The sequence below is a fragment of the Nitrospira sp. CMX1 genome (assembly GCF_054902215.1).
Window position 1 is genome coordinate 1 of record NZ_JBUBKD010000037.1, and the last position, 20,709, is coordinate 20,709.

General features: G+C 55.3%; 17 protein-coding genes and 1 pseudogene. 3 read left to right on the forward strand and 15 right to left on the reverse strand.

Annotated elements, in window-relative coordinates; all coding sequences use genetic code 11:
- The coding region (locus ACYX34_RS09490; RefSeq protein WP_462076317.1) for a calcium-binding protein at positions 1-3,922 on the reverse strand (3,922 nt) is incomplete at its 3' end.
- A gap of 12 nt (positions 3,923-3,934) precedes the next feature.
- Positions 3,935-5,035: a hypothetical protein gene (locus tag ACYX34_RS09495; RefSeq protein ID WP_462076318.1), complete on the reverse strand. Its 1,101-nt coding sequence runs from the start codon at positions 5,033-5,035 to the stop codon at positions 3,935-3,937.
- 1,081 nt (positions 5,036-6,116) lie between these two features.
- On the opposite strand from ACYX34_RS09495, the gene ACYX34_RS09500 reads away from it, so the two are divergent.
- A complete protein-coding gene (locus ACYX34_RS09500; RefSeq protein WP_462076319.1) occupies positions 6,117-6,506 on the forward strand; it encodes a hypothetical protein in 390 nt (129 codons plus the stop codon).
- A gap of 191 nt (positions 6,507-6,697) precedes the next feature.
- Here the strand turns inward: ACYX34_RS09500 and ACYX34_RS09505 are convergent, their stop codons facing one another.
- The 5 genes from ACYX34_RS09505 to ACYX34_RS09525 form a co-directional block, all read right to left on the reverse strand.
- Complete coding sequence (locus tag ACYX34_RS09505) at positions 6,698-7,123, reverse strand: hypothetical protein (RefSeq protein WP_462076320.1); 426 nt, start codon at positions 7,121-7,123, stop codon at positions 6,698-6,700.
- 408 nt (positions 7,124-7,531) lie between these two features.
- Positions 7,532-7,738, reverse strand: a complete 207-nt coding sequence (locus ACYX34_RS09510; RefSeq protein ID WP_462076321.1) for a DUF1653 domain-containing protein — start codon at positions 7,736-7,738, stop codon at positions 7,532-7,534.
- Between the two features lie 120 nt (positions 7,739-7,858).
- Positions 7,859-9,301, reverse strand: a complete 1,443-nt coding sequence (locus ACYX34_RS09515; protein ID WP_462076322.1) for an HlyD family type I secretion periplasmic adaptor subunit — start codon at positions 9,299-9,301, stop codon at positions 7,859-7,861.
- Between the two features lie 13 nt (positions 9,302-9,314).
- Positions 9,315-11,492 carry a type I secretion system permease/ATPase gene (locus ACYX34_RS09520; protein WP_462076323.1) on the reverse strand — a complete coding sequence of 726 codons (2,178 nt, stop codon included), beginning with the start codon at positions 11,490-11,492 and terminating at the stop codon, positions 9,315-9,317.
- Positions 11,493-11,564: 72 nt separating this feature from the next.
- Complete coding sequence (locus ACYX34_RS09525) at positions 11,565-11,888, reverse strand: hypothetical protein (protein WP_462076324.1); 324 nt, start codon at positions 11,886-11,888, stop codon at positions 11,565-11,567.
- A gap of 200 nt (positions 11,889-12,088) precedes the next feature.
- Between ACYX34_RS09525 and ACYX34_RS09530 the strand changes: the two genes are divergently transcribed.
- Both ACYX34_RS09530 and ACYX34_RS09535 read left to right on the forward strand, forming a co-directional pair.
- A complete protein-coding gene (locus ACYX34_RS09530) occupies positions 12,089-12,427 on the forward strand; it encodes a hypothetical protein (RefSeq protein ID WP_462076325.1) in 339 nt (112 codons plus the stop codon).
- A complete protein-coding gene (locus ACYX34_RS09535) occupies positions 12,408-12,938 on the forward strand; it encodes a DUF6036 family nucleotidyltransferase (protein ID WP_462076326.1) in 531 nt (176 codons plus the stop codon). The genes ACYX34_RS09530 and ACYX34_RS09535 overlap by 20 nt, the downstream gene beginning before the upstream one ends.
- An 82-nt stretch (positions 12,939-13,020) precedes the next feature.
- On the opposite strand, the gene ACYX34_RS09540 is transcribed toward ACYX34_RS09535, so the two are convergent.
- From ACYX34_RS09540 to ACYX34_RS09575, 8 genes and pseudogenes are all read right to left on the reverse strand, one after another.
- Entirely contained in the window at positions 13,021-13,545 is a 525-nt protein-coding gene (locus ACYX34_RS09540; RefSeq protein ID WP_462076339.1) for a calcium-binding protein, read from the reverse strand.
- Between the two features lie 30 nt (positions 13,546-13,575).
- Positions 13,576-14,022, reverse strand: a pseudogene (locus ACYX34_RS09545) (calcium-binding protein); the annotation flags it as partial.
- Between the two features lie 257 nt (positions 14,023-14,279).
- Positions 14,280-14,456 carry a hypothetical protein gene (locus tag ACYX34_RS09550; protein ID WP_176698142.1) on the reverse strand — a complete coding sequence of 59 codons (177 nt, stop codon included), beginning with the start codon at positions 14,454-14,456 and terminating at the stop codon, positions 14,280-14,282.
- Positions 14,457-14,623: 167 nt separating this feature from the next.
- Complete coding sequence (locus ACYX34_RS09555) at positions 14,624-16,411, reverse strand: hypothetical protein (protein WP_462076327.1); 1,788 nt, start codon at positions 16,409-16,411, stop codon at positions 14,624-14,626.
- A complete protein-coding gene (locus ACYX34_RS09560; protein WP_462076328.1) occupies positions 16,412-17,722 on the reverse strand; it encodes a glutamate-5-semialdehyde dehydrogenase in 1,311 nt (436 codons plus the stop codon).
- 286 nt (positions 17,723-18,008) lie between these two features.
- On the reverse strand, positions 18,009-19,019 hold the full coding sequence (locus ACYX34_RS09565) for a UDP-glucuronic acid decarboxylase family protein (RefSeq protein ID WP_462076329.1): 1,011 nt from the start codon (positions 19,017-19,019) through the stop codon (positions 18,009-18,011).
- A 550-nt stretch (positions 19,020-19,569) separates the two neighbouring features.
- The gene (locus ACYX34_RS09570; protein ID WP_462076330.1) at positions 19,570-20,112 is read right to left on the reverse strand and encodes a type II secretion system protein; all 543 of its coding nucleotides are present in this window, start codon (positions 20,110-20,112) and stop codon (positions 19,570-19,572) included.
- A 7-nt stretch (positions 20,113-20,119) separates the two neighbouring features.
- Positions 20,120-20,707: a hypothetical protein gene (locus tag ACYX34_RS09575; RefSeq protein ID WP_462076331.1), complete on the reverse strand. Its 588-nt coding sequence runs from the start codon at positions 20,705-20,707 to the stop codon at positions 20,120-20,122.
- Between the last annotated feature and the right edge of the window lie 2 nt (positions 20,708-20,709).

The following is a 20,709-nucleotide window of genomic DNA, read 5'->3' on the forward strand; positions in this document are numbered from 1 at the left end:
GCAAGTTCTCCACATGATCGGGCAGCGTGTAGCTGACAAGCGATCGGACACTGTCTACTCCGGCATCAGCCTCTTCCACCACCGTATCCGCTGCACTGTCGACGAAATACCTGTCATTGCCGCTGCCGCCGACCAGAACAGAGGTGCCCGAATCGAAATATTCATTGCCGCTGATCAGTTCATCATCTCCCTCTCCTCCGTATAACGTGTCAGTGCCTCTTCCATCCGTCAGGCGATCATTTCCGCCTCCCGCATAGACCACGTCATTCCCATATCCACTATAGAAGGCATCTGCCCCATCCCCACCATCGAGCACATCATCTCCCTCCCCACCGTCGAGAAGATCATCTCCCATCCCGCCCAACAGCATATCAGCCTGTTCGCCCCCATAGAGCAGATCATTTCCATCTCCTCCCTCCAGACGATCCTGACCGCTGAGGCCAAGCATAGCGGCATGAAAGAGATTCGCCCCTATTTCAGGATCGTAATAATCTCCGTACAGCACATCGTCATCAGCGCCGCCCTCTAATACATCGTCGCCCCCACCGCCGCGCAACGTATCATTGCCCTGCCCGCCCAAGAAGGTATCGTTCCCTATGCCACCAAACAGCTGGTCATTTCCCTCGCCCGCATCGAGCCAATCGCTTCCTGATGCAGTAAACAGGTTCCAAAACAGCGGGTCGGTATGCGAAATGATAAGCGTGTTATAGCCTCCAACGAGTGAATCGTCTCCGATTCCCCCCTGCAACCGATCACTCCCCTCGCCGCCCAATAGGATATCGTTTCCTCCTCCGCCAAACAGCAGGTCATCTCCACCCGCCCCTCGATAGTCTTGTAGAGCATAATTGCTGCCCGACTCGTCGACACGCACGTCGCCTGAGAGCGTGTCGTTCCCCTCTCCGCCGTACAGTACATCGCTACCATCTCCACCATTTACGATGTCATGATCGAGCCCACCCACCAGGACATCATCGCCGAATTGTCCGTCGAGATAATCGTCGCCGCTGCCGCCGTCGAGCGAGTCGGCGCCACCGGCCTCCGGCGTCCCGTCTTGCGAGATCGCAGTATCGCCCAAGAGAAAATCATTACCGGCTCCCCCGATCAGGACATCAGTCCCACCCCCACCATATAACTGATCATGGCCGGCTCCACCGTCTATGTAGTCACCGCCATAGTTGCCGATCATCAGCGCTTCCTGGTTATCGCCTTCCAGATGATCATTGCCTTCTCCCCCGATGAGAATGTCGGCCCCGGCATACCCCAAGAGCACATCATCGCCTTCGCCTCCGTCGAGATAGTCATTGCCACTCACAGTCACGTCAGCACCATCATCACCGGTCAAGAAGTCGGAGCCGGCCCCGCCATACAGTCGGTCGTGGCCACCCGCCCCAACCAGGATATCGTTGTCTCCCTCTCCATACACCTCATCGTCACCACCTGCAGCAATGACGATATCCTCACCTCCACCTGCGTGGATGAGAGTATGTTGGTCGTCATCAATCTCCGGCGTCAGCTCTCCCTGCACAGGTTCGCCGATCAGGCTGGTACTCCGCGTATCATTGTCGGAGTCATCGAAGAAAGGAAGATACACCGGCTCAAAAATCGGCGCGCCTTGCGGATCGGTACCGACCTGCACATACCCATCGACTTTGAGAAACTCCGTACGCGTTGCCTCGGCATACGTCTCTTCCGCCACCAATCGAATCCCGAGTTTGCCGGAACTGAAGTTTTTGATTGTTACTGAGCTGGAACCGGTCACGGTCAGATCGGTTCCACTTTTCCTATACGTGATCGTCCCATCGGCACTGTGAAACACATTGGTGGGGTCGCCGGCATGCCGCAGGCCACCGACCAAAATCTTCCCATCGAACTCCACCACGCCGTGACCATCCGAATCCTCAATCGTGTCGGCCCCATCGACGGCGCGGATGAGGTAGGCATCAAGGCCGTCTCCCCCTCTCAGGATGTCGTTCTCAAGCCCGCCGTCGAGAAAGTCGCTCTCGGTCCCTCCCTCCAGCACATCAATGCCTCGACCTCCGACCAGCGTATCGCTTCCCGCTCCACCTTCCAGTTGATCGCTCCCGGCATCACCTTGGAGATAGTCGTTACCCCCATTGCCGATGAGCAGATCAACGCCATCGCCCCCATAGAGATGGTCATTAGTAAAGAGCGATCCGCCGGAAATGGTCTCCGCGTTATCCGACCCAAAAATATACTCCCGCTGCACACCAGGGGGAATACTCAGCCCAGACGGAATGTCATACGCCGTGGTGTTGTCATGATAGTGTGTGAGCGCAAATGGATTCAGCGGTCCATTCAGATTGGCTTGATTCAGCGCCACTTTAGCTGCGAGGAATAACCCTCGATCCTGAATGTAATCAGTCGTGATTGTGCCCAGACCTGTCGCTGGATTAAAGAGTGCCAATTCCCCATTTGTATTGTGTTGGCCATAGGTCGGGCCAATAATCACAAATGGATTCAGCGCGGTGAGAGCGTAGCGATAGGCCAGCCCTTTGCCCGCCGCATCATCAAGCAGCGTGTCGCCTTTTACCTCTTCGAGCGGCCGATCGACTAAGACCTCAATGCGATATGAGCCCGGCTGTGCAGGCAGCATATTTTCGACTGCCGTAATATTGTTGTGAAAGGCCGTGCGATTGGTCATATTGCCGAAGCTGCCGGCCTCATCAGAAGACGGTGTAAGCTGAAAGCTCTGATCCACCGGTAATAACGCTTTCCGAACCGCATCGAGTGCGTTTTCTAATGTGTCTTTTTCAGCCCGCCCGAGTAAGGTGTTCGCGGCACTTGCAGAGGACGCCTGAAAGATCGCTTGGATGGCATCCGTTGAAATCGAGTCATCGATTTCTTTGAAGAGGATCTGAAGACGTAACGAATCTGCGATGAGCGTCAGACTATGCGTATTGAGATAATCAAATCGAGGAGCCAGACCTGGAATTTCCACCACCGGCTGACCTTCAATCGCGATGCCGACAGGAACTGGATGGTTGCCCGAATTCGCGACAGCGTTCGCATCGAAGCCTGAGAGGGCGACTCCAACATATTGGGCAAAGGAGGGTTCGGCAACGGTGGTGCCAAAGTCGTTGTAGAACGTGCCGTATCTGTTCCGGATATAGGCCTCGGCAAAATCCTGGCGTGGGGTGGAATAGACATTTCCATTTGGATCAATGCGATCAATGGGCGATCCGGCAATCGCCGCCAACTGCAAAGGTGAAAGTTGTATCGGCACATCCGTTGTGCTGCTGGGGTCAGCTTCAACCTGGCGGTACAGACTCAGCATTTCTTGCAGCACGACATTGCGCGGTCGGTTTTGGCCGGAGGGATCACTCAACTCGCCGAGCCCAGTCGCATTGAAGACCACGTTGTTGCCTGAGTCCTGATTGACAATCTCCGGATACATGGCAGCGAGGGTACGCACGATATTGCCGCTCAGCGAATAGCCAACCAAGTCAATCTTCTCGCCAACCTGCAATTGCGGCCGGACACGGTTGAGAAAATCCTGAGCTGACAGGATTTGATCGAACGCAAACCCGCTCGTAAAGATCTGCACATCGGTCCCAAGGTCACGCGTCCGGTCATTATTGAGTTCCGTACTCCGCACCGCGATCACGACTCGATTCGGGGTATCGTTGTCGCGCAATGCCACGGCTGAAAATCCTGTGGCATCATTTTGATAGGTATCGATGATACGATAACGACTTCGGAATGCCTCTGCCTGCTCCAACGTCATGCGAAGTTTTCCGCGCAAGTCGTCAGCGCTGGGATCATCTCCAGGATTGTTCCCACTTCTTAAAGCGTTGATATAGGCCTGGGGTGCCATTCCTTGAAGCAAAAATGATTCAGCAGCTATCTGCTCAAGAGCTGCATCGTAGGCCTTTTTCAACTGATCAAGAGTCAGGTCCAGCATGATGATTCCTCTCTAGTCAACTGACGACGTCGGTTTGAGCACTTTATGCAGGAACTCTCCCATAGCTGTTACTGGTCTTGACGGACAGGCTGCCGCCCCTAGCCACCAGATTCCCCCAACAGTGTCCCGAGTCCTACCACTTGCAAGGTAGCCTCGCCTGACCGCAAGCACCTCGTTGACCCGCAGATCAAGAAGAATGACTTCGCCTCCAGCAATCCCTAGTTCACGATCATGTGGGCGCGAGATTCCACGCCAAGTAAAGCCATACCGACTCTTGGGTACTTGTATCCGCTCTTCAATCAGGGGCGGTTGTTGGTCACGTGGATACATATACTGGCCGTCTTCATAGACCAATTTCTCAGTGTTTGGCCTGGTGTAGCGGAGATACTTGACCTCATCTGTCTGACTCTGGAGGAATGCAGGAATCGGTTTCTCAAGAAATTTATAATTCTGATCAGGCTTATACAGTTCGTACGTTCTCTTTTTGACATCCTTTGTTTTGACGGCATCTGCATAGGGGGGATTCACATACCCATCTTGAAATGTTCCCGGCTTGAGTGCCTCCGATCCCATATTGAATTCTTCGCCGTACGTTTCCCCATAAGGGTCTTCTATCGCATAGAGGTGCTCCAACATATAGTCGGTCGCCTCGGTTCTTGGCCGCATCTGCAGGATGCCTTCCACCTTTTCCACAGTCTTAAAGATGAATTCCCCCGCTTCAGTTCTACAGAGGTGATCAAAGTATTCTTTCGTGGACATCCCTGGCTTGTAGCCACTGTCTTCTGGCACTGGATTCGGGATTTTGATGCTGTGTGCAAAACGACCCTCTTCGGTGGCCAAAGGATCAGCCGGCTTGAGCTTCAACGGATCACAGGTGGTGTCGCCAGGCTTCGGCGGTTCTTTGGCGCAACGCTCCTCGAGCTTTTTCATTGCCTTGTCGAATCGTTCAGCAACGGTTTCTTCTTTGAAAAACGATGCTGCACAACCGGTGATCATGACCAACACGAGACCGATCACCATTGTTCCCATCCGCTCGGCTGTTATCCTCGACAGGCCTCCAGTGGATTTCTGCTGGACGTACAACGGCATGGAAGGATCGTTCGATTCGTTCATAGACTCACGCTCCTTTGTAAGGGAGGACAGACCGGGAGGATGACACCAGCATGGAAGTAGTCCTCTTAATCTGTGTTCCTAATCAAATAGGTGCGTGAGTCTAGGAGGCCGTCGGCGCGCTGTCAAGAACCCTGGTCCGCAACCGCATTCCACAGCCAAGTTGCCGGAATCTACAGGAACCCAAACCAAACTGGACAGTACTCAAAAGAGGGGGGAGCATTATAAAAGACTGCGCCGAAACCAGAAATCAGCAACCAGGCCGGTCAATTCCTTCGCTGGTTGCCCAAGACCCAGTATGGTCCCACCGAAACACCAGCGTTGTGTGAGCGTGAGTCACTTCACTATGTCCGAGAGACCCCACCCTGTTATGGCCAGACTAAGAACGCGAATGGCGTGAAGGTCATGCATTAAATCGCTCAGCTAACGGCTGTCAGCAGGAAGCATATTGTAGGAGAGGCAGGCAACCAGACACCGTTCCACTCTGGCAGGGCCTCAGGATTAACCAGACTGTTCCTCAAGAAGCCGTAACCCTACGTCTGTAATCTGGACCATTCTGTCTTGGTCTATCTTGACATAATGCCCTAGCTTGAGAGCCTGTACGGCTAAGCCGGTCTCTCCCGTTCGGTATGGGTCGAAGAGAATAAAAAGATTGTCATAATGTTTAGGCCCGTGGTGCTTGAGATGTTGTAAGACTCGGCGCTGGAGACTTTTCTGCCGCTTCCGCGCCCTATCACCTGATCTGATAGGTTCTTCTGGCATGAAACACCTATAAGAGGTGCGTTGCAGTGGCGTACATACGCCGGTCATCATGCTCTGGCTAGTCAGATTTAGAATGGGAAAACGGCGGCATCTTAAGAGTAATGCCGGCAAAGTGCAAGGCATAATGATGGCATATCATCAGTTCTGATGTACTGATCACAAGTATTCCTAATGTCATCGATCTATCGCGTCACATTCCTTGATATTTTCAGTGATTGAGCGATCTCTGAGTTCGAATGAGTTGAGCAGTGCTCTAGGTACCCTCCTTTCTCGGGTACCAACTTGACTTCGATTGTCATGCATGTAACCATTGGTACGCTCCATGCTCACCCGTTCAGACATCATCAAGGACCGCTACCTTCGTCTGACAACTGCCCGTCTCGGGTATTCGGCTGGGTTGATTGGCACCGTGCACACCATCGGTACCGACTGGTCTGGAAACTGGTATTTCCAACTTCGTTGGTTGAATCGACCAGCAGGCAAACGGCATAGACCTGTATCAGAACGGAGCTTGAATCTCCGCGAAAGCGATCTTGAGGACTTTGAGCGGATCACATGGGAACAGGTCCAGGAGTTATTAAAAGAGTCGAGGCCGCCCAGCAAGCCGAGGAAGACGCTACGACTACTAGGGGCCTGGAGAATCAAACGACATCCAAACCAGCTTCGATTGTTTGAAGGCTGCCCGCTCCCCGGATCAGGCCAGGATGGCTGAGGAATCTCTAGGCATCCATCCCGGTCTTGGGAAGAACCGAGAACCAAAAAATGCGGCTTGTATCAAGTAGCGACTTCGATGGATTTTCTCGGATTCCCTAGTACCTTTGCCTTGCGAGGAGTCGAGGTGACGAACACCGTTAGAGGAGTTGGGGAGACTTACGCTTAACATCTCACTCAGCGAGGACAGTCTTACACGTTTCGGCGTGACCGCGGCATGCTCCGTACGATAGGCGCATAAGACGATTGAACGGGTTCGTCCAGAGTGATGCCCAGCAACAATCGACCCAAGAGCACTGTTGCGGCGATGGAAATACTGCTCTGGAACCAGCCCGCGAGTGACTGCACGTCCAGGAGTACGGCGGTCCCACTGAGGAGCCAGATTCCTACACCCATTGCGACGAGACAGGCGGGTCGGGTGGCATCTGTCATACGGAGTGCCACCGAAACACTTATTGCCCCCACCAGCAGGGCAAGCAGCGGATACAAGCCAGGATCAATCTTGGGCGTAATCCCAAAAGCAGCGAGCAGCATGCCCGCCAGGAAGGTCGTACCAGAGACGATTGTGACTCCGCGTATAATGGCCCGCCATGGAAGGGATTGGTGCTGAGATGTCATGCGGGTCAGAATACGGTCTGCCCGTAGACACTGCCATCCCACAAAAGCCGGGGGATCAGAGAAATAGCTGAGATGTAGCTGAGGAGTTCTGTAGAGAGATCAGAAGGCCAACAAAGGACAACGGTCGACCGGCTGTTGCAAAGGAACCATCGACCTGCGGTTTCTTAGTTTGCTGCCTCTTTTCCGGCGACGGCGAAGGGAGCTCGGTGGTCTAGGGTACGGACCTCCGCACGTCAACGTCCGCACACTTCATAGGGGAAACTTCCCCGCTTCTCCCAGTAACCATCAGACTCCCCTATGAACGGCCACTGAACGTCCCATCCCCAGAATTCAAGAAGCACGATCCGATTCTATTTATGACGGGGCATCGTTTAGGACCTTGCTGAATGTCTGGATTTCTGCTGTTTCCTAATCGATACGGGAAAAACGCGGAACAGATACTCCTTCCTTCTCAACAGACTCAACAAACATGGCAAGGGGTCTTATCCAAAGGCCTCGATCCCCATACAGCGCCCGGTACACGACAAACTCCTCTTCCGTTTCTGAATGTCTCGCGACTCCCAACACTTCATACTGCTGACCTTTATGGTGACGGTAAACCCCGGGTGAAACCATATTGACTGCTCCTCATAGAGTAAATAACTACGCGTTCGCTTGACTGTTGGGCCCAAACCAACCGCAGCATGGTAGCAGCAGGCAGGAGAACAGGAGGACCTAAAGCGGTCCTAGGACCAATTATAGATTTCGACGCTCGAGGAAACCGCGCACGGCATAAACGAGCTCGTTCCATTCCCGCGCACGTTCGTTCCAGGATTGAAGCAAGGGCTCCAAAAGGTATTCTCTCATGCGGCGCGGCCCAGTCTTAATCTCCACCCTCACCGCCATCCCAGGAGCAAGCGTGACCTCTGTGCCTCCGACTTGGACTGTCGATCGGTCCAGACGGACCCGTATGGGTGAGACAAGCTCTCCTCTTTTGCGTGAAGTCACGTCGTCAGAGACCGTCAGGACATGACCGGGAATCGCCCCGTAGGAAGGTATCTGAAAGGTTTCGACTATGACCCCAACCGACTGTCCTTGGTGGATGATACCCACATCCTTCTTCTCGACATGCGCCTCGATCTCGACCGTGCGGTCCGAGGGCACAACCACAAGCAAGGGCTGCCCAGGATTCACCACCGTGCCCACCGGATGGGACACGAGTTGTTGCACCACCCCATCGATCGGTGAGAGCACCTGCTGGAAGCCAGATTTCTGTCCGGTTGTCGTCGCCTCTTGAGCAAGCAAAGCGGCTTTAGCTTCGAGCGCGGAGAGCTCCGCCTGTTTCCTCTGCTGAAAATCTACGGCCAGAGTATGAGACTCCTGCTCAGCCTCCGCAAGAGCTGCTTGATCTTGTTCCAGCTGCTTCTCTTGGCGAATCATCTCCTGTCCCTGCTCGACACGTCGGCTTTCGGCCTGCAGAAAATCCGCCCTCGCCCCAACCCCCTGCTCCATCAATTTCTTGGACTGTTCCGCACGTTCGGTTTCCATCAACAATACCGCCTGGCCCCGAAAGAGCGCCGTCTTCGTCCGTGCGACCGCCGCGTGACGCTCATCCACCAGATGCTGGGCCGCCGCAATCCTGGCCTGGTGCTCAGTCAACTGATCCTGCAAGAGCCGTTGTTGGACGCGAATCTCGTCCTCATCCCCATCGGCCGGCGCCTCGAGCCTCGCCCGGTGCTTGAGGAGCGCGCGCAACCGGGCAGCTTCCACCTGTATTACTCGATATTCCTTGCTGGTATGGTCTCGCGCCGAGATGTTCCTGGTCGAGTCCAGTTCCATCAAGACCTCCCCCCGCTTCACTGCTTGTCCAACCTGGACGTGAATCGCCGTGAGCACACCCGGTTCCGACGGGTACAGACTCCTCGAGTCCCCGCTCGGCACTACCCGTCCGTGCGCCGTTGTGATCGAGTCAATCCTCACGAACATGGCCCATCCCGTCACGGCCAGACACACGATCGGAATCGCCCACCGCAGCGCTCGTCCGACCGGAGAGGAAGGCCTTCGCTGAATGTCCAGGACCTCCGGAAGAAACTCTGCGGCAGGCCCTTCGGCAACAGAGGGGTGAGGAAGCTGATCCGAGTCAGCTTCCCACGCGGCTCTCCAGACAATCCACTGTCTTCCGAATGCACCGAAGGCCATCGAACCCTCGTGATTAATTTCTGGTTTGAGACTCACTGAGTTGTGCAGAAGCTCCCGCCCGCTCAAGCAGGTCCTCATACGAGCCCTGCTCGATGATCTCCCCTTTGTCCAGGACATAGATACGGTGGGCCTGGTGCATACAGTTCAACCGATGAGCCAGGATGAACATGGTACGTCCCTGAGCAATCTGAGGCAGGTGCTGTTGCAAGGCCTGTTCAGATTCTTCGTCTAATGCATTCATGGCTCCATCGAATATCAAGATGCGGGGATTCGCGGCCAGGGTACGGGCCAGCGCAATCTGCTGCCGTTGCCCACTTGAGAGCTTCCAACCCTGTTCACCAATCAACGTCTCATAGCCATGCTCTAACTCCACGATAAACTCATGCGCACCGGACCAGGTTGCCGCCTGCATGACCTGCTCCATTGCCATCTCAGGATCGGCCAGCGCGATATTGTTCCGAACCGACCCGTTGAACAGGACGTTTTCTTGTAATACCACCCCCACGTGCCTTCGCAGCCACGCCGGATCGACCTGCGCCAGATCGACTCCGTCCACCAGGATACGCCCCTGTTCAGGCCCATACAGACATTGAAGCAGTTTGGCGATGGTGCTCTTGCCGGATCCTGACCGTCCAACGATCCCGACAATTTGACCAGGCTCTGCTGAAAAGGACAGTATGCGAATAGCCGTCGGCCCATCCGGCTGGTATCGGAACGTGACATTTTCAAACCGGACCTGCCCCTGGACTTGTGGAATCGTGACTCGATTCGGATTGTAGGAGGGCTCCCGTTGCCGGTTCAGCACATCCCCCAGCCGCTGGACCGACAGGTCCGCTTGCTGAAACTCCTGCCAGAGTTGGTCCCATCTCAGCATTAATCCTGTCACCTGGGACGACAACAGACCGAGGGCGATCAGCTGCCCGATACTGAGTCGCCCATCGATCACATGAGCGGCACCGACCCAGATGACCACCATGGTGGTGAGGTTGCGCATGCCGAGCGCGACGTGCCTCACGGTCGTGATCAGACGGGTCGCCTGAACACTCGCTCGCACAGAGCCGGCCAGCTGCGCGTCCCACTTCCTCCAGAACGACGGTTCAACCGCCATGGCCTTTACTGTATGGATCCCGCTGATGGTCTCGATCGCGAATGCCTGGTTGACCGCCTCGCGATCGACCGCGTCATGCAGACAAGCTCGTATCGAGGGAGTCATGGAGTAGAACAACAAGGCATAGACCGGCAGCGAGAGCATGACCACCAGCGCGAGGGTTGGACTAATCAGCCACATCACGGCCAGGACAAGAACCGCAAAGGGAATGTCCAACAGCACGGTCAGAGAATGGTTCGTGACAAATCGGCGGAGGTGCTCCAGCTCACGCACATGCGCGACGGTCTCACTGAGACGCCTGTTGTCAAAATAGGCCAGCGGGAGCGCCAGCATGTGGCGAAAGAGTTGGGCCCCAAGACTGACGGTCATCCGGTTGGTCGTATGAGACAGAAGATAGGTCCGAAGCCCGCCGAGGACAGCGTCAAAGACAACCAGCGCGATCATGCTCCCGGCCAGCAGAGAGAGTGTGGGGAACTCTTTGTGCACCAGCACCGTATCGATGACCATTTGCATCAAGAGCGGCGTGAGCAGCGCAAGGCATTGCAGAAAGGCCGATGTGATCAGGACCTCTCCGAACAACATGCGATACTTGACGATCCCCGGGATCACCCACGTCATATCAAACCTGAGATCCTGAAGACGGATCTTAGGCCGCTTCATCATGATCACGAGCTCTCCGGTCCAGATCAGTTCGAACCGGTCACGCGGGAGGACGAGGGAATAGCCTTCGGCGGGGTTCTGAACCAGCACGTTCTCGTCTTCGACTTTTACCACTACCAGATAGCCCCCATCCAAAAGCTTAGCCATGGCGGGAAAGGTCGTTTCGTACAGCTTGCTCCACTCACGCGTGACGAAACCGGCCTTGAGGCCAAGATCCTTGGCGGCACGGAGCAGCTCCGCATCGGACAGCTTGTGCCCGGATTGGGCAAACTGGTGCCGAAGCTGCCAGCCATCGGCAGGAAGATCATAGTACTGCGCGATGATCAGCAGACTCAGCAATCCTGTATCGGACTCATCCGACGCAGACGATGCGGGGATCGGATCAGATTGATCGAGAGGCGTCGTCTCGGTAGCAGCTGCCATGCAGCCATCTTAGGGGACAGGTGGACGATGGCCAAATATTTTCGAGGAATGGTACAGGGCTCTGCGTTCGCATTACTCTTGCGACTTCTGTTGACGTGGCGTACGCAACCCCATCAACACCTGTTGAATCTGTTGATGCAACTGGGCCAGATTGTCCAAAGGCAGTGCCACGCGTGTGACCAGGTGGCCGTCTAATCCTTTCGATGCCGCTTGACCATCCTTCGCAGTCTGGGCAACCGCGGCAAGGAGCGCGGGCTCGATGAAGCCGAAGTCAAGGTACGCGATACTCTGCGCAACACCGACGTTGGTATGGTTCACCAGGCACGGATGGGCAGAAGAATCAGAGGGTTTCAATCGGACATTCAAGGGAATCGTGGTGGGTTTTGGTTCACTCATGGGTTCGGACTCCTTTGTTGGAGAGTGATAAAACGTGCTCAATCATCTGCATGAGTATTGTCTATTGATCCGGTTTTACCGATCAATTCTTGTAGCATCCGTACGGACGTGACAAGGGTAGAACGATCTACGATGACAGGCTTGATACCAGCTGGACGATCTCGATAGGGATCTGAGTGTTCCTATGCTACACTCTCGCCATGTCTGACCCTTTTCCACAGCGTCCTGAACCGTCGTTCGTCCTGTTGCCGGCCTACCTTGGCACAACCTCCGTCGAAGAAGCGGTAGAAACCGCAAGGGGGCGGAGAGTGCTCTGGCTTGAAATTCTACTGAACGATCGATTGGATCTCACACCCTGGCAGACCGATCCTGCCGTCCAGGAGGCTTATCACACCGCTTGCCGATGGTACACACACTACCGACGCTTACTGACGTATCTGTTCAACCGTGCCCCACTGCCGATTGATTTCGGCCCAATCGACTTCCGTGAGTATCGAACCTTCGCCGAGGCGGTCTACTTTGCCTACGCTCACCGCTGAACAGATCATCACGCTTCTCGCGCAGTACGTCACTGATACCGGTGAATCGATCGACGTGCTGATTGTCGGCGCGCTGGCTCTCCAGGCATACGGTGTGTCTCACCGGACCACCCGCGACCTCGATGCCGAGCTTCAAGGCCCGCTGATCCCGCTCATGGACTATCTGGCGGCCCACGATATCCCGGCTGATTTGACTCAAAATTTTTCCGGGTGGTCTGTCGTCGCGATGCCTCCGGGATACAGAGATCGTGCCATCGATCTCATCAACCGCCCTCGTCTTCGTGTCCGTGTCCTGTCACCCATCGATTTTGTCATTGCCAAGCTTCGTCGCGGAACTGAACTGGACCTAGATGATGCCTTAGTAGTGACCGAGCGTCATCAGCTTACCACGGAGACCATCCGGGCTAGCGCGCGAGCCGCTCTCACGGCTTCGCCACAGGACACCGCGCTCTTCTTGTTTCAAAAAACGGTGGACCTTTTTTGTAAGAGCCTCACCTCTCCAACCGGGTAAGGAATCATTCACAACACAACGGGGACTCTTGCCTACAGCAGGAGTCCCCCAGATAAAAAAGCCTCGCCAGGGAGGGAACATTTTACAGCAGGATATCCGTCCCAGCCCCGCCGACAACGAGTGCCGGAGCGCCGACCAGCTGAATTTCAAATTCCGCCGCCGTATCAGCATCGGTATTGCCCTGCAGAATCCCTCCGGCATAGCGGAGGTGTCCTGCCGTAAAGGAACCACCAAAGATAAAGGCCTGGTTGCCGGCCAACAAACTATTGGCATCGATCGTGGTGAGATCAATCTGGTCACCGATAGCCGCACCCGAACCGGCAAAACCGGTGATGACATCCCTACCTGTCCCAACCGGACTTTCACTGACAGCATTGTAATCGAAGGTATCATTACCCGCCCCGCCGTACAGGCTGTCGGCTCCAAGCCCTCCCAGCAGCGTGTCATTGCCCGCTAAGCCGTCGAGCGTATCATTCCCATTGCCCCCATCGATCAGATCGGCCAGCGCTCCTCCGGCCAAGTAGTCATTGCCGTCGAAGCCATACATCTGATTCGTCCCATCGTTGTAGCCGGTAATACTGTCGCCACTCGTCGTCCCTACCGTCATCACTCGCGCCTTGATTGCCGCTTCGTCCCACGTCACCCCATTGCTGAACTTGAACTGCTCCACCTTGTAGCCGGGATAGCTCGAGTGGAAATAATAGTCCACGATCACTTGATCGCTCGTCCCGTACTTCAGCACCAACCCATTGCCCTGCCGCTCCACGGCCGTCACCCCGGTGGACGCGACTCCTGCGAACGTCACCACATCGGTATTCCCCACCGTGGTATCGTAATCGTTGATATGATCCACTCCGGCCCCAACCGCAAACTTATAGGTATCGTTCCCCGCCCCACTACTGCTACCGGTCCCGCCATACAGATAGTCGTCCCCGGTCCCCCCTTCCAACACATCGTTACCTAGCCCCCCATACACTGCGTCGTTCCCTACGCCCCCTAGCAGCGTATCATTGCCCGCTAAGCCGTCGAGCGTGTCGTTCCCGACTAACCCACTGATACTGTCATTATTAGGGGTTCCATTTAAGAAGTCGTTATAGCTTTATATACTAACAATTAATATACTTATTATTGACTTATAACTACGCAAGAGATTAGTGGCAGCATCAACTGATGTGGTTGAGCAGACTTATTCTGAAAGCAGAGGAAGAGATGGGAGCCTGAAAATGACAGAATTGTAGGATGATACGTTCCGACAGTCTGCCGATTTTTGAGCTATTGCTAAGCCTGGGTCGTAGCAGGCGGTCGGATGTGGCTTCGCCCCATCCAAGCCGGCCCTATTCGTTACCCAAGGTACCGCCCATACAAAAATGCCACAAACTGCTTGGCACCACGGAGCCGGCTCTTGATATTGTCATCACTCACCCCGGACTGTCGTAATTGCTGTTCGAACCTGACCAATGCGTCCCTCAATTCTTTTCGCAACTCTCTCTCAATCACCTTGTCCAGCACGCTCGGCATAATCGTCCTCCTCCATCAATTGTCCAGGCGCTCATCTCAGCCCCGCCTTGCACGAACGAGTGCGGGACAGACCGTCTGAATTCTACAAGACTCGTCCCGGACAAGCCAGCGCTTCCCGCGAAGCGGTCAGCCGATCCAGTCACTCCGACAACGTTGCTCAGAAGAATTTACAACCGTCTGAGATGGAACAACGTGAGCCCTGCTTTGACCCTGGCCTTGGGCAAGATCGTTTTGTGCATGGCAAACGGGGGCAGCGCTGCCACGGATTCGCTCCAACAGACCTGCCATGGTTCCGATGCCAACGCCGCCGGTATGTCGAGGGGGCCGACCACAAACGCATCGCCTCCCCGCTTCAGCGCTTGGCCTGCCTTTGCGAGGATTGTGCTCATCGTCGTCAGCGAACCAAATGTGTCATAGGGAAGCCAGAGATACAGGAGGTCAACCGGAGCGTGCCGAGTAATCGATTCATCCAACACCACAGCGTCGGCGCCCATGCGAATGCGTCGGAGCCAGTCCCATCGATTGATTTCCGCACACTGAGTCCAAAGCTGTTGCGCCTGACGCTGTGCATAGGCCATGTGGCGGACGCCCACCACATAGTCCCGTGGTCGGTCAAAGAGCACGCAGGTGGAGATGACGGCATCTCCGTTCACAATGAGCACGCGTTCCGCCGACGATCGTACCCGCCCAATCTCGCGGTCCTTCTCTGCAAGATCATCCAGATAATCGGCGACAAAGGGTTGTGCCGCGAGCTCGCTGATCTCCTCATGGCCTTCCGGGTACAAGAGCACCGCACCGAACGCTTCAGAAGGGTGGACGCTCGGAGGCTCCGGCACAAACACCGTACGCCAGTCGACAGGACTTAGCGGTCTTTCCGGCGATGATGATGTTCGAACGTGAAGACCGACCGGCAAAGGGATGATCGTTTCCTGCTCACGATCCTTAAGGACCAGCTGCCGGCCGTCGATGCGCAGGCTGCGATCCAGGGGAAGCACGCGACGACCGAGGGGATTGACATATGCCAGGCCCACCGTATCAGCGGCAAGAATCGCCTTCTGCACAACTCCATCTTTCACCGTGACACACACCCCCTGGCGCTCATCAAAATAGCGGACCGGCGGATGATCGGCAGGCAACCAGGTCACGGTATGCGATTTCGAGGGATTCATGAAATCGACAAACGGGTCCCTGGTCCCTATTGATTGAGGCCTGAAAAAAGCGCTGAACAGCCAAAAGGCCGCTTCAGATGGATAGGGCGGGATCCCACGATAGCGTAACGGTCTGGGAGCCGAACACCCTCGTTGCCGATCATCATACAGGCCACGTATGAGTTCCAATACTGCGGAGCCTGTCCCTGGTAGCAGCGACTTGAACAGCTCCACGACCGGAAGGAAATCAATGTCATCCCAGTGCATCGCGCCCATGCAGGACATAAAGCGCGCGGTTTCAAACCCGCCGTCGTCCAACACAGACAAGGCATCTTTTCGCTGGCGGATCGTCGCGATCCCGGTGGAATCAATGGAGAAGTCCTCATCTCGATAAAACCACCGGACCTCTTCGATCGATACGCGCAACGCCCTCGCGGCCATACCACGAAGATCTTCGGGAGTGGTTCGTTGCCAATTGGGCTTGGTAGCAAGATTCACTCGAGTTTCATTCACCAATCCGGCAGGCGTCACTCCGATCCAGCATCCCCAATCGAGCTGCACGCGTGCACGAGTCAGCGAGACGATTCCGTTCGCCGTCGATTCCCATTCACACTCGTGGAGGGGGTGGCCCATCGGATCGGTAGCGAGGAAGCGTCGGCCATCAGGTCGATAAAAGACCAGATGTCCGGTCGGCAACGTTTCAACTGATCCGCCGCCCTTGTGGAAGGATTCAGCGAGCGTACGGGAGGAGTGAAAGCGAAGATGACCAGGGGTGAACAGGGCACATGCAATGGGATCCGAGGACATTCACTCGCGGAGTTGGCCGCTCCCCAGCACCATGAACTTTGAGCAGGTCAGCTCTTCTAGCCCCATCGGGCCCCGTGCGTGAATCCGCGACGTGCTGATTCCGATCTCGGCTCCGAGACCGAATTGATATCCGTCATTGAGGCGCGTGGAGGCATTCACCAGCACCGCGCTGGCATCCACCTCTTTGAGGAAGCGCATGGAACGCCCATAATCCGACGTCACGATGGCTTCGGTATGTCGCGAGCCGTACTGCGCGATGTGCTCCATCGCTTCATCCATGTTCTTGACAACCTTCACGGCTAAGACAAGATCCAGAAATTCTTTCCCGTAATCCTTCTCGCCGGCCGGTTTGGCCTCCGGGATCAATTGACAGGTCTTGGGGCAACCTCGAATTTCCACATGGGCTGCCCGGAGGCCGGCCGCCAGTGTCGGCAAGAATGTCCGTGCAATCGACTGGTGAACCAACAGTGTTTCCATGGCATTACAGGTTGACGGCCGCTGCACTTTCGCATTGAGGCAAATGGCTTCCGCCATGGCGAGATCGGCTGCCGCATCGACATAGATATGGCACACACCCGCATCATGCTTGACTACGGGGATGGTCGAGTGTTCCGCAATGAGTTTCATCAACGATTCACCGCCACGGGGAATGATCAAGTCGATGCACTGATCCTGCTTGAGCAAAACCGGCACCACCTCACGGTCGGCACGGTCGACAAACGTGATCGCACCCGAAGGGACACCGGCTTTTTGCGCCGCGTCGGACAAAATGGTTGCGATGGCCGTATTGGAATGAATCGCTTCGCTGCCGCCTCTCAACACACAGACATTACCCGATTTGAGACAGAGTGCGGCCGAATCAGCGGTCACATTCGGACGCGACTCATAAATGATCCCGATCACCCCGATCGGCACACGGACCCGACCCACCTGCATTCCGTTGGGTCTTGTCCACATAGCAGACATTATCCCCACAGGGTCGGGCAACTGCGCCACCTCCCGAATCCCCGTCGCCATTTCCTTGATCCGCTTGTCGGTCAGCCGCAGGCGATCCGCCACGGCCTTCTTGTCATTGGCCGTCCCAAAGGCCTCGAGATCTCGTTCATTCGCCCTCATCACGTCGTCTGATTTCGCTTCCAACGCATCGGCCATGGCCAGGAGCGCTTGATTCTTCGTCGACGTCGGTAGCGATGCCAATCGTCTGGCTGCCTGCTTCGCCTTGGACACCAGGTCAACGACATAGTCCACCGTAGGCAACGGTTTCGATTCTTCACTATCTGGTTCCGAAACGGATTGACTCAGCGCTTCCATAGTTCTCACCGGTGACTGACACTTGAGGATGGAGACAATACCGCGTGGAGAAGAAACAGGTCAAGGGTTCGACAACAGTGCGATGCCTGAGAAGGCCTTCAGCCCATTAGATATCTGCTAACTTAACAGAATGTTGAAATAGTCCGCTCGACCGAATCTCTACCTGAGGCAGGCAGATGCACTTGGTGCAGTCTTGCTTGACGCCTTGACCATCCTACGGGCTCTTCTGTTCAAGTCGTTCTCTATCAAGTTATCAAGGCATCGGGGGCCTCGATAGAGCTTGTTATCAACCGGCCAAGGCCTTTTGAAAGTATCGGATGGTTTTCATTAACGCATCCTCAAGCTCGACCTGAGGTTCCCACTTCAGAAACATCTTCGCCCGAGCAATATCCGGTCGTCTCACCTTCGGATCGTCGGCCGGCAATGGATGGTGGGTAATGTGGCTGGACGAGCGCGTTAACTTCAGAATATCTTTGGCGATCTCCAGCACTGTCAATTCCCTCGGATTCCCGATATTGACCGGATCGTGAACACTGCTGACTTGTGAGGACTCTTGCTTCGTGAAAAACGAGTTCCGATCGGTTCTCTGCTCAACCGTTTTGTCGGACTCCACAAGGAGCAGGGCAATGATGCCGCGTACTAAATCATCGACATAGCAAAAACTTCTGGTCTGCAGGCCGTCGCCGTACACAGTGAGCGGCTTCCCCTGAAGAGCTTGCACGATGAAATTCGAGACGACGCGGCCATCATTCGGTCTCATCCTTGGACCGAATGTATTAAAAATCCTGACGATTCTGGTGTCGAGGCCATGGTAGCGATGATAGGCCATGGTCATCGCCTCGGCAAAACGCTTGGCTTCATCATAGACGCCCCGTGGGCTAATGGGATTGACGTTCCCCCAATAGGACTCAGGTTGCGGGTTAACCAGAGGATCCCCGTAGACTTCTGAGGTACTGGCCAAGAGAAATCTGGCCCCTTTTTCTTTCGCCAACCCCAAGGCTTTATGCGTTCCCAATCCGCCGACCTTCATGGTCGCAATCGGCATGTCGAGATAATCTTGAGGACTCGCAGGAGAGGCAAAATGCATCACCGCATCCAACTGTCCTTCGACGTGCACATAGTCACAGACATTGTACTTCACGAACGAAAACAGCTCATTCCCCATCAAATGCGCGATGTTCTCCACTTTGCCGGTACTGAGATTGTCCATACTGATGACATGATGCCCTTGGGCCACGAGAGATTCGGCCAAATGACTCCCTAAGAATCCCGCCCCACCTGTAATCAATATCCGCATGCCTTCCATTCCTCCTACGCTGCGACCCATTCCCCACAGGCACAAGAGACGATCCACACGTTCAGACTCAGTAACCTATGGTTATACCTATGCGAGTGCCGCCGTAGCAAATACTAAGTCTGCCTCACAGAATGGCATCTCGCCGTCTTCAATGCAACCGAAATACCGTCTTAGTTCATCTGATGCTGCTGAGTCTCTCCAGATCATGATTGCCCTGATTGTCTTGAACCGATACGCCGGCAGACGGTTCACGACCTCATCCTGCGCGTGTGGCACGTGGGGGAAGCAAGATGTCCCATAGAAAGGAACGACAACACGATGAACCCCACCGAGTCCATGCCGACGCTGTTCGCTCATCGGAATCTGATGCGGCTGGTGCAGGTTTTCTTCGCTCCTATGTCGTGGACAAGGGCTGCGAGGCCAGTCGAAGACCGGAGCAATCAGAAACCAGAGCCTCATTGATGGGCCTTCAAGATTGAAACTGATGGATCGTCAGGAGGAGAGTTGAAGTCGAAAGATTCGTTCCGACACTGCAATGGTCAATAACTGGCTATTTCGCTGAGAGTTCGCGCCCCGGTCCCGCACCAGGAGGGATGACTGTTCCCAAAGCTCCCGGCTGAGAGGGATTGGGATGTTGAAAGACCCAATCATAGTGCGTCGGTTTGTCCTGAAAATGCCGAACCGCCGATGGAAAGTTGTTCTGTTTGATGGGTCTGAGCTTGCTCTTGCTCCTGACCCCCATGATCCCGCCCGTCGGGGCCCGTACGAGTTCCCATTCGCTGTGGCCCAGCGGATCGAGATACACTTTTCTGAGAAACGGTTTGGGAGCCCGTATCAGCTCAGCCAACGTTTGAGGATAGACCTCGCCCTGTGTAACCCTTCCTGCCTTTGCCGCCGCTGAGTACAAGGCCAGTGCGGATTGAATCTCTATCCCCTTACCCAGCAAGTCCAGCTCAAGCTCCCGTTGTACCATCGTCTGCCATTGCTTCGCTGCGACAGTCGTCAGAAGCCCCATAAGGGTCACAGCCATCATGACCATCAGGTACGAAAACCCAGCCTCAGTCTTTCGTAACCATGCTGCAGGACGCCGCATCCTTGGGTCACTCCTGAACCTCTGCCTCTTCCGATAGCACAACCGTGTGCTCTACCTGTGCGCCAGAATCTCGTAACGTCACGCTATCGGGGGTGATTTTTTTCAGCATGAAACGGCCGTCTATGTGATCACCAGCCTTGAGTACTAAGAGATCGTCATCCTTGCGGATGACCGCCATAGGCTTATGACGCTGTGGCCCTTCCCCCATGCGCAGGAACCCCAGATACCTGAGCTGACCCGACTCCACAACGCCCCCCTGTTCCGCAGGAGGCTCCGTGAAAGGAACCTCTTCCACCTGAACAACACCTCGATCAGAATTCGGAGGCGATCCCCCGTCAACAGAGGTCATTGTGAAAATGTTACGAGGCATTGTGTACGGAGCATCACGTTGCGCTACCGTAGCCGCGAGCAACCTCAGATTGACCTGCAAGCCCCCCCCTCTTCCTTCCGACTGACGACCTCCTATTGCAGGACCTGTGATATTCGTCAGCGGAACACGCACCGGCTCTTCGAGCAGGTTCCACTGCGACACCGCCAACCCTGCCCATACCAGAACCAGCGAACCAGCGACCAGCGCTTTCTGCTTCGCATCCATGG

Excerpts from the sequence above, each read along its gene's own strand:
- ACYX34_RS09510 (WP_462076321.1), bottom strand. The coding sequence starts at position 7,738 with ATGGTTTCACCCGGGGTTTACCGTCACCATAAAGGTCAGCAGTATGAA.
- ACYX34_RS09530 (WP_462076325.1), top strand. The coding sequence starts at position 12,089 with ATGTCTGACCCTTTTCCACAGCGTCCTGAACCGTCGTTCGTCCTGTTG.
- ACYX34_RS09540 (WP_462076339.1), bottom strand. The coding sequence starts at position 13,545 with ATGACGGTAGGGACGACGAGTGGCGACAGTATTACCGGCTACAACGAT.
- ACYX34_RS09550 (WP_176698142.1), bottom strand. The coding sequence starts at position 14,456 with ATGCCGAGCGTGCTGGACAAGGTGATTGAGAGAGAGTTGCGAAAAGAA.
- ACYX34_RS09555 (WP_462076327.1), bottom strand. The coding sequence starts at position 16,411 with ATGTCCTCGGATCCCATTGCATGTGCCCTGTTCACCCCTGGTCATCTT.
- ACYX34_RS09525 (WP_462076324.1), bottom strand. The coding sequence starts at position 11,888 with ATGAGTGAACCAAAACCCACCACGATTCCCTTGAATGTCCGATTGAAA.
- ACYX34_RS09565 (WP_462076329.1), bottom strand. The coding sequence starts at position 19,019 with ATGCGGATATTGATTACAGGTGGGGCGGGATTCTTAGGGAGTCATTTG.
- ACYX34_RS09570 (WP_462076330.1), bottom strand. The coding sequence starts at position 20,112 with ATGCGGCGTCCTGCAGCATGGTTACGAAAGACTGAGGCTGGGTTTTCG.
- ACYX34_RS09500 (WP_462076319.1), top strand. The coding sequence starts at position 6,117 with ATGCTCACCCGTTCAGACATCATCAAGGACCGCTACCTTCGTCTGACA.
- ACYX34_RS09560 (WP_462076328.1), bottom strand. The coding sequence starts at position 17,722 with ATGGAAGCGCTGAGTCAATCCGTTTCGGAACCAGATAGTGAAGAATCG.
- ACYX34_RS09505 (WP_462076320.1), bottom strand. The coding sequence starts at position 7,123 with ATGACATCTCAGCACCAATCCCTTCCATGGCGGGCCATTATACGCGGA.
- ACYX34_RS09515 (WP_462076322.1), bottom strand. The coding sequence starts at position 9,301 with ATGGCCTTCGGTGCATTCGGAAGACAGTGGATTGTCTGGAGAGCCGCG.
- ACYX34_RS09520 (WP_462076323.1), bottom strand. The coding sequence starts at position 11,492 with ATGGCAGCTGCTACCGAGACGACGCCTCTCGATCAATCTGATCCGATC.
- ACYX34_RS09495 (WP_462076318.1), bottom strand. The coding sequence starts at position 5,035 with ATGAACGAATCGAACGATCCTTCCATGCCGTTGTACGTCCAGCAGAAA.
- ACYX34_RS09575 (WP_462076331.1), bottom strand. The coding sequence starts at position 20,707 with ATGGATGCGAAGCAGAAAGCGCTGGTCGCTGGTTCGCTGGTTCTGGTA.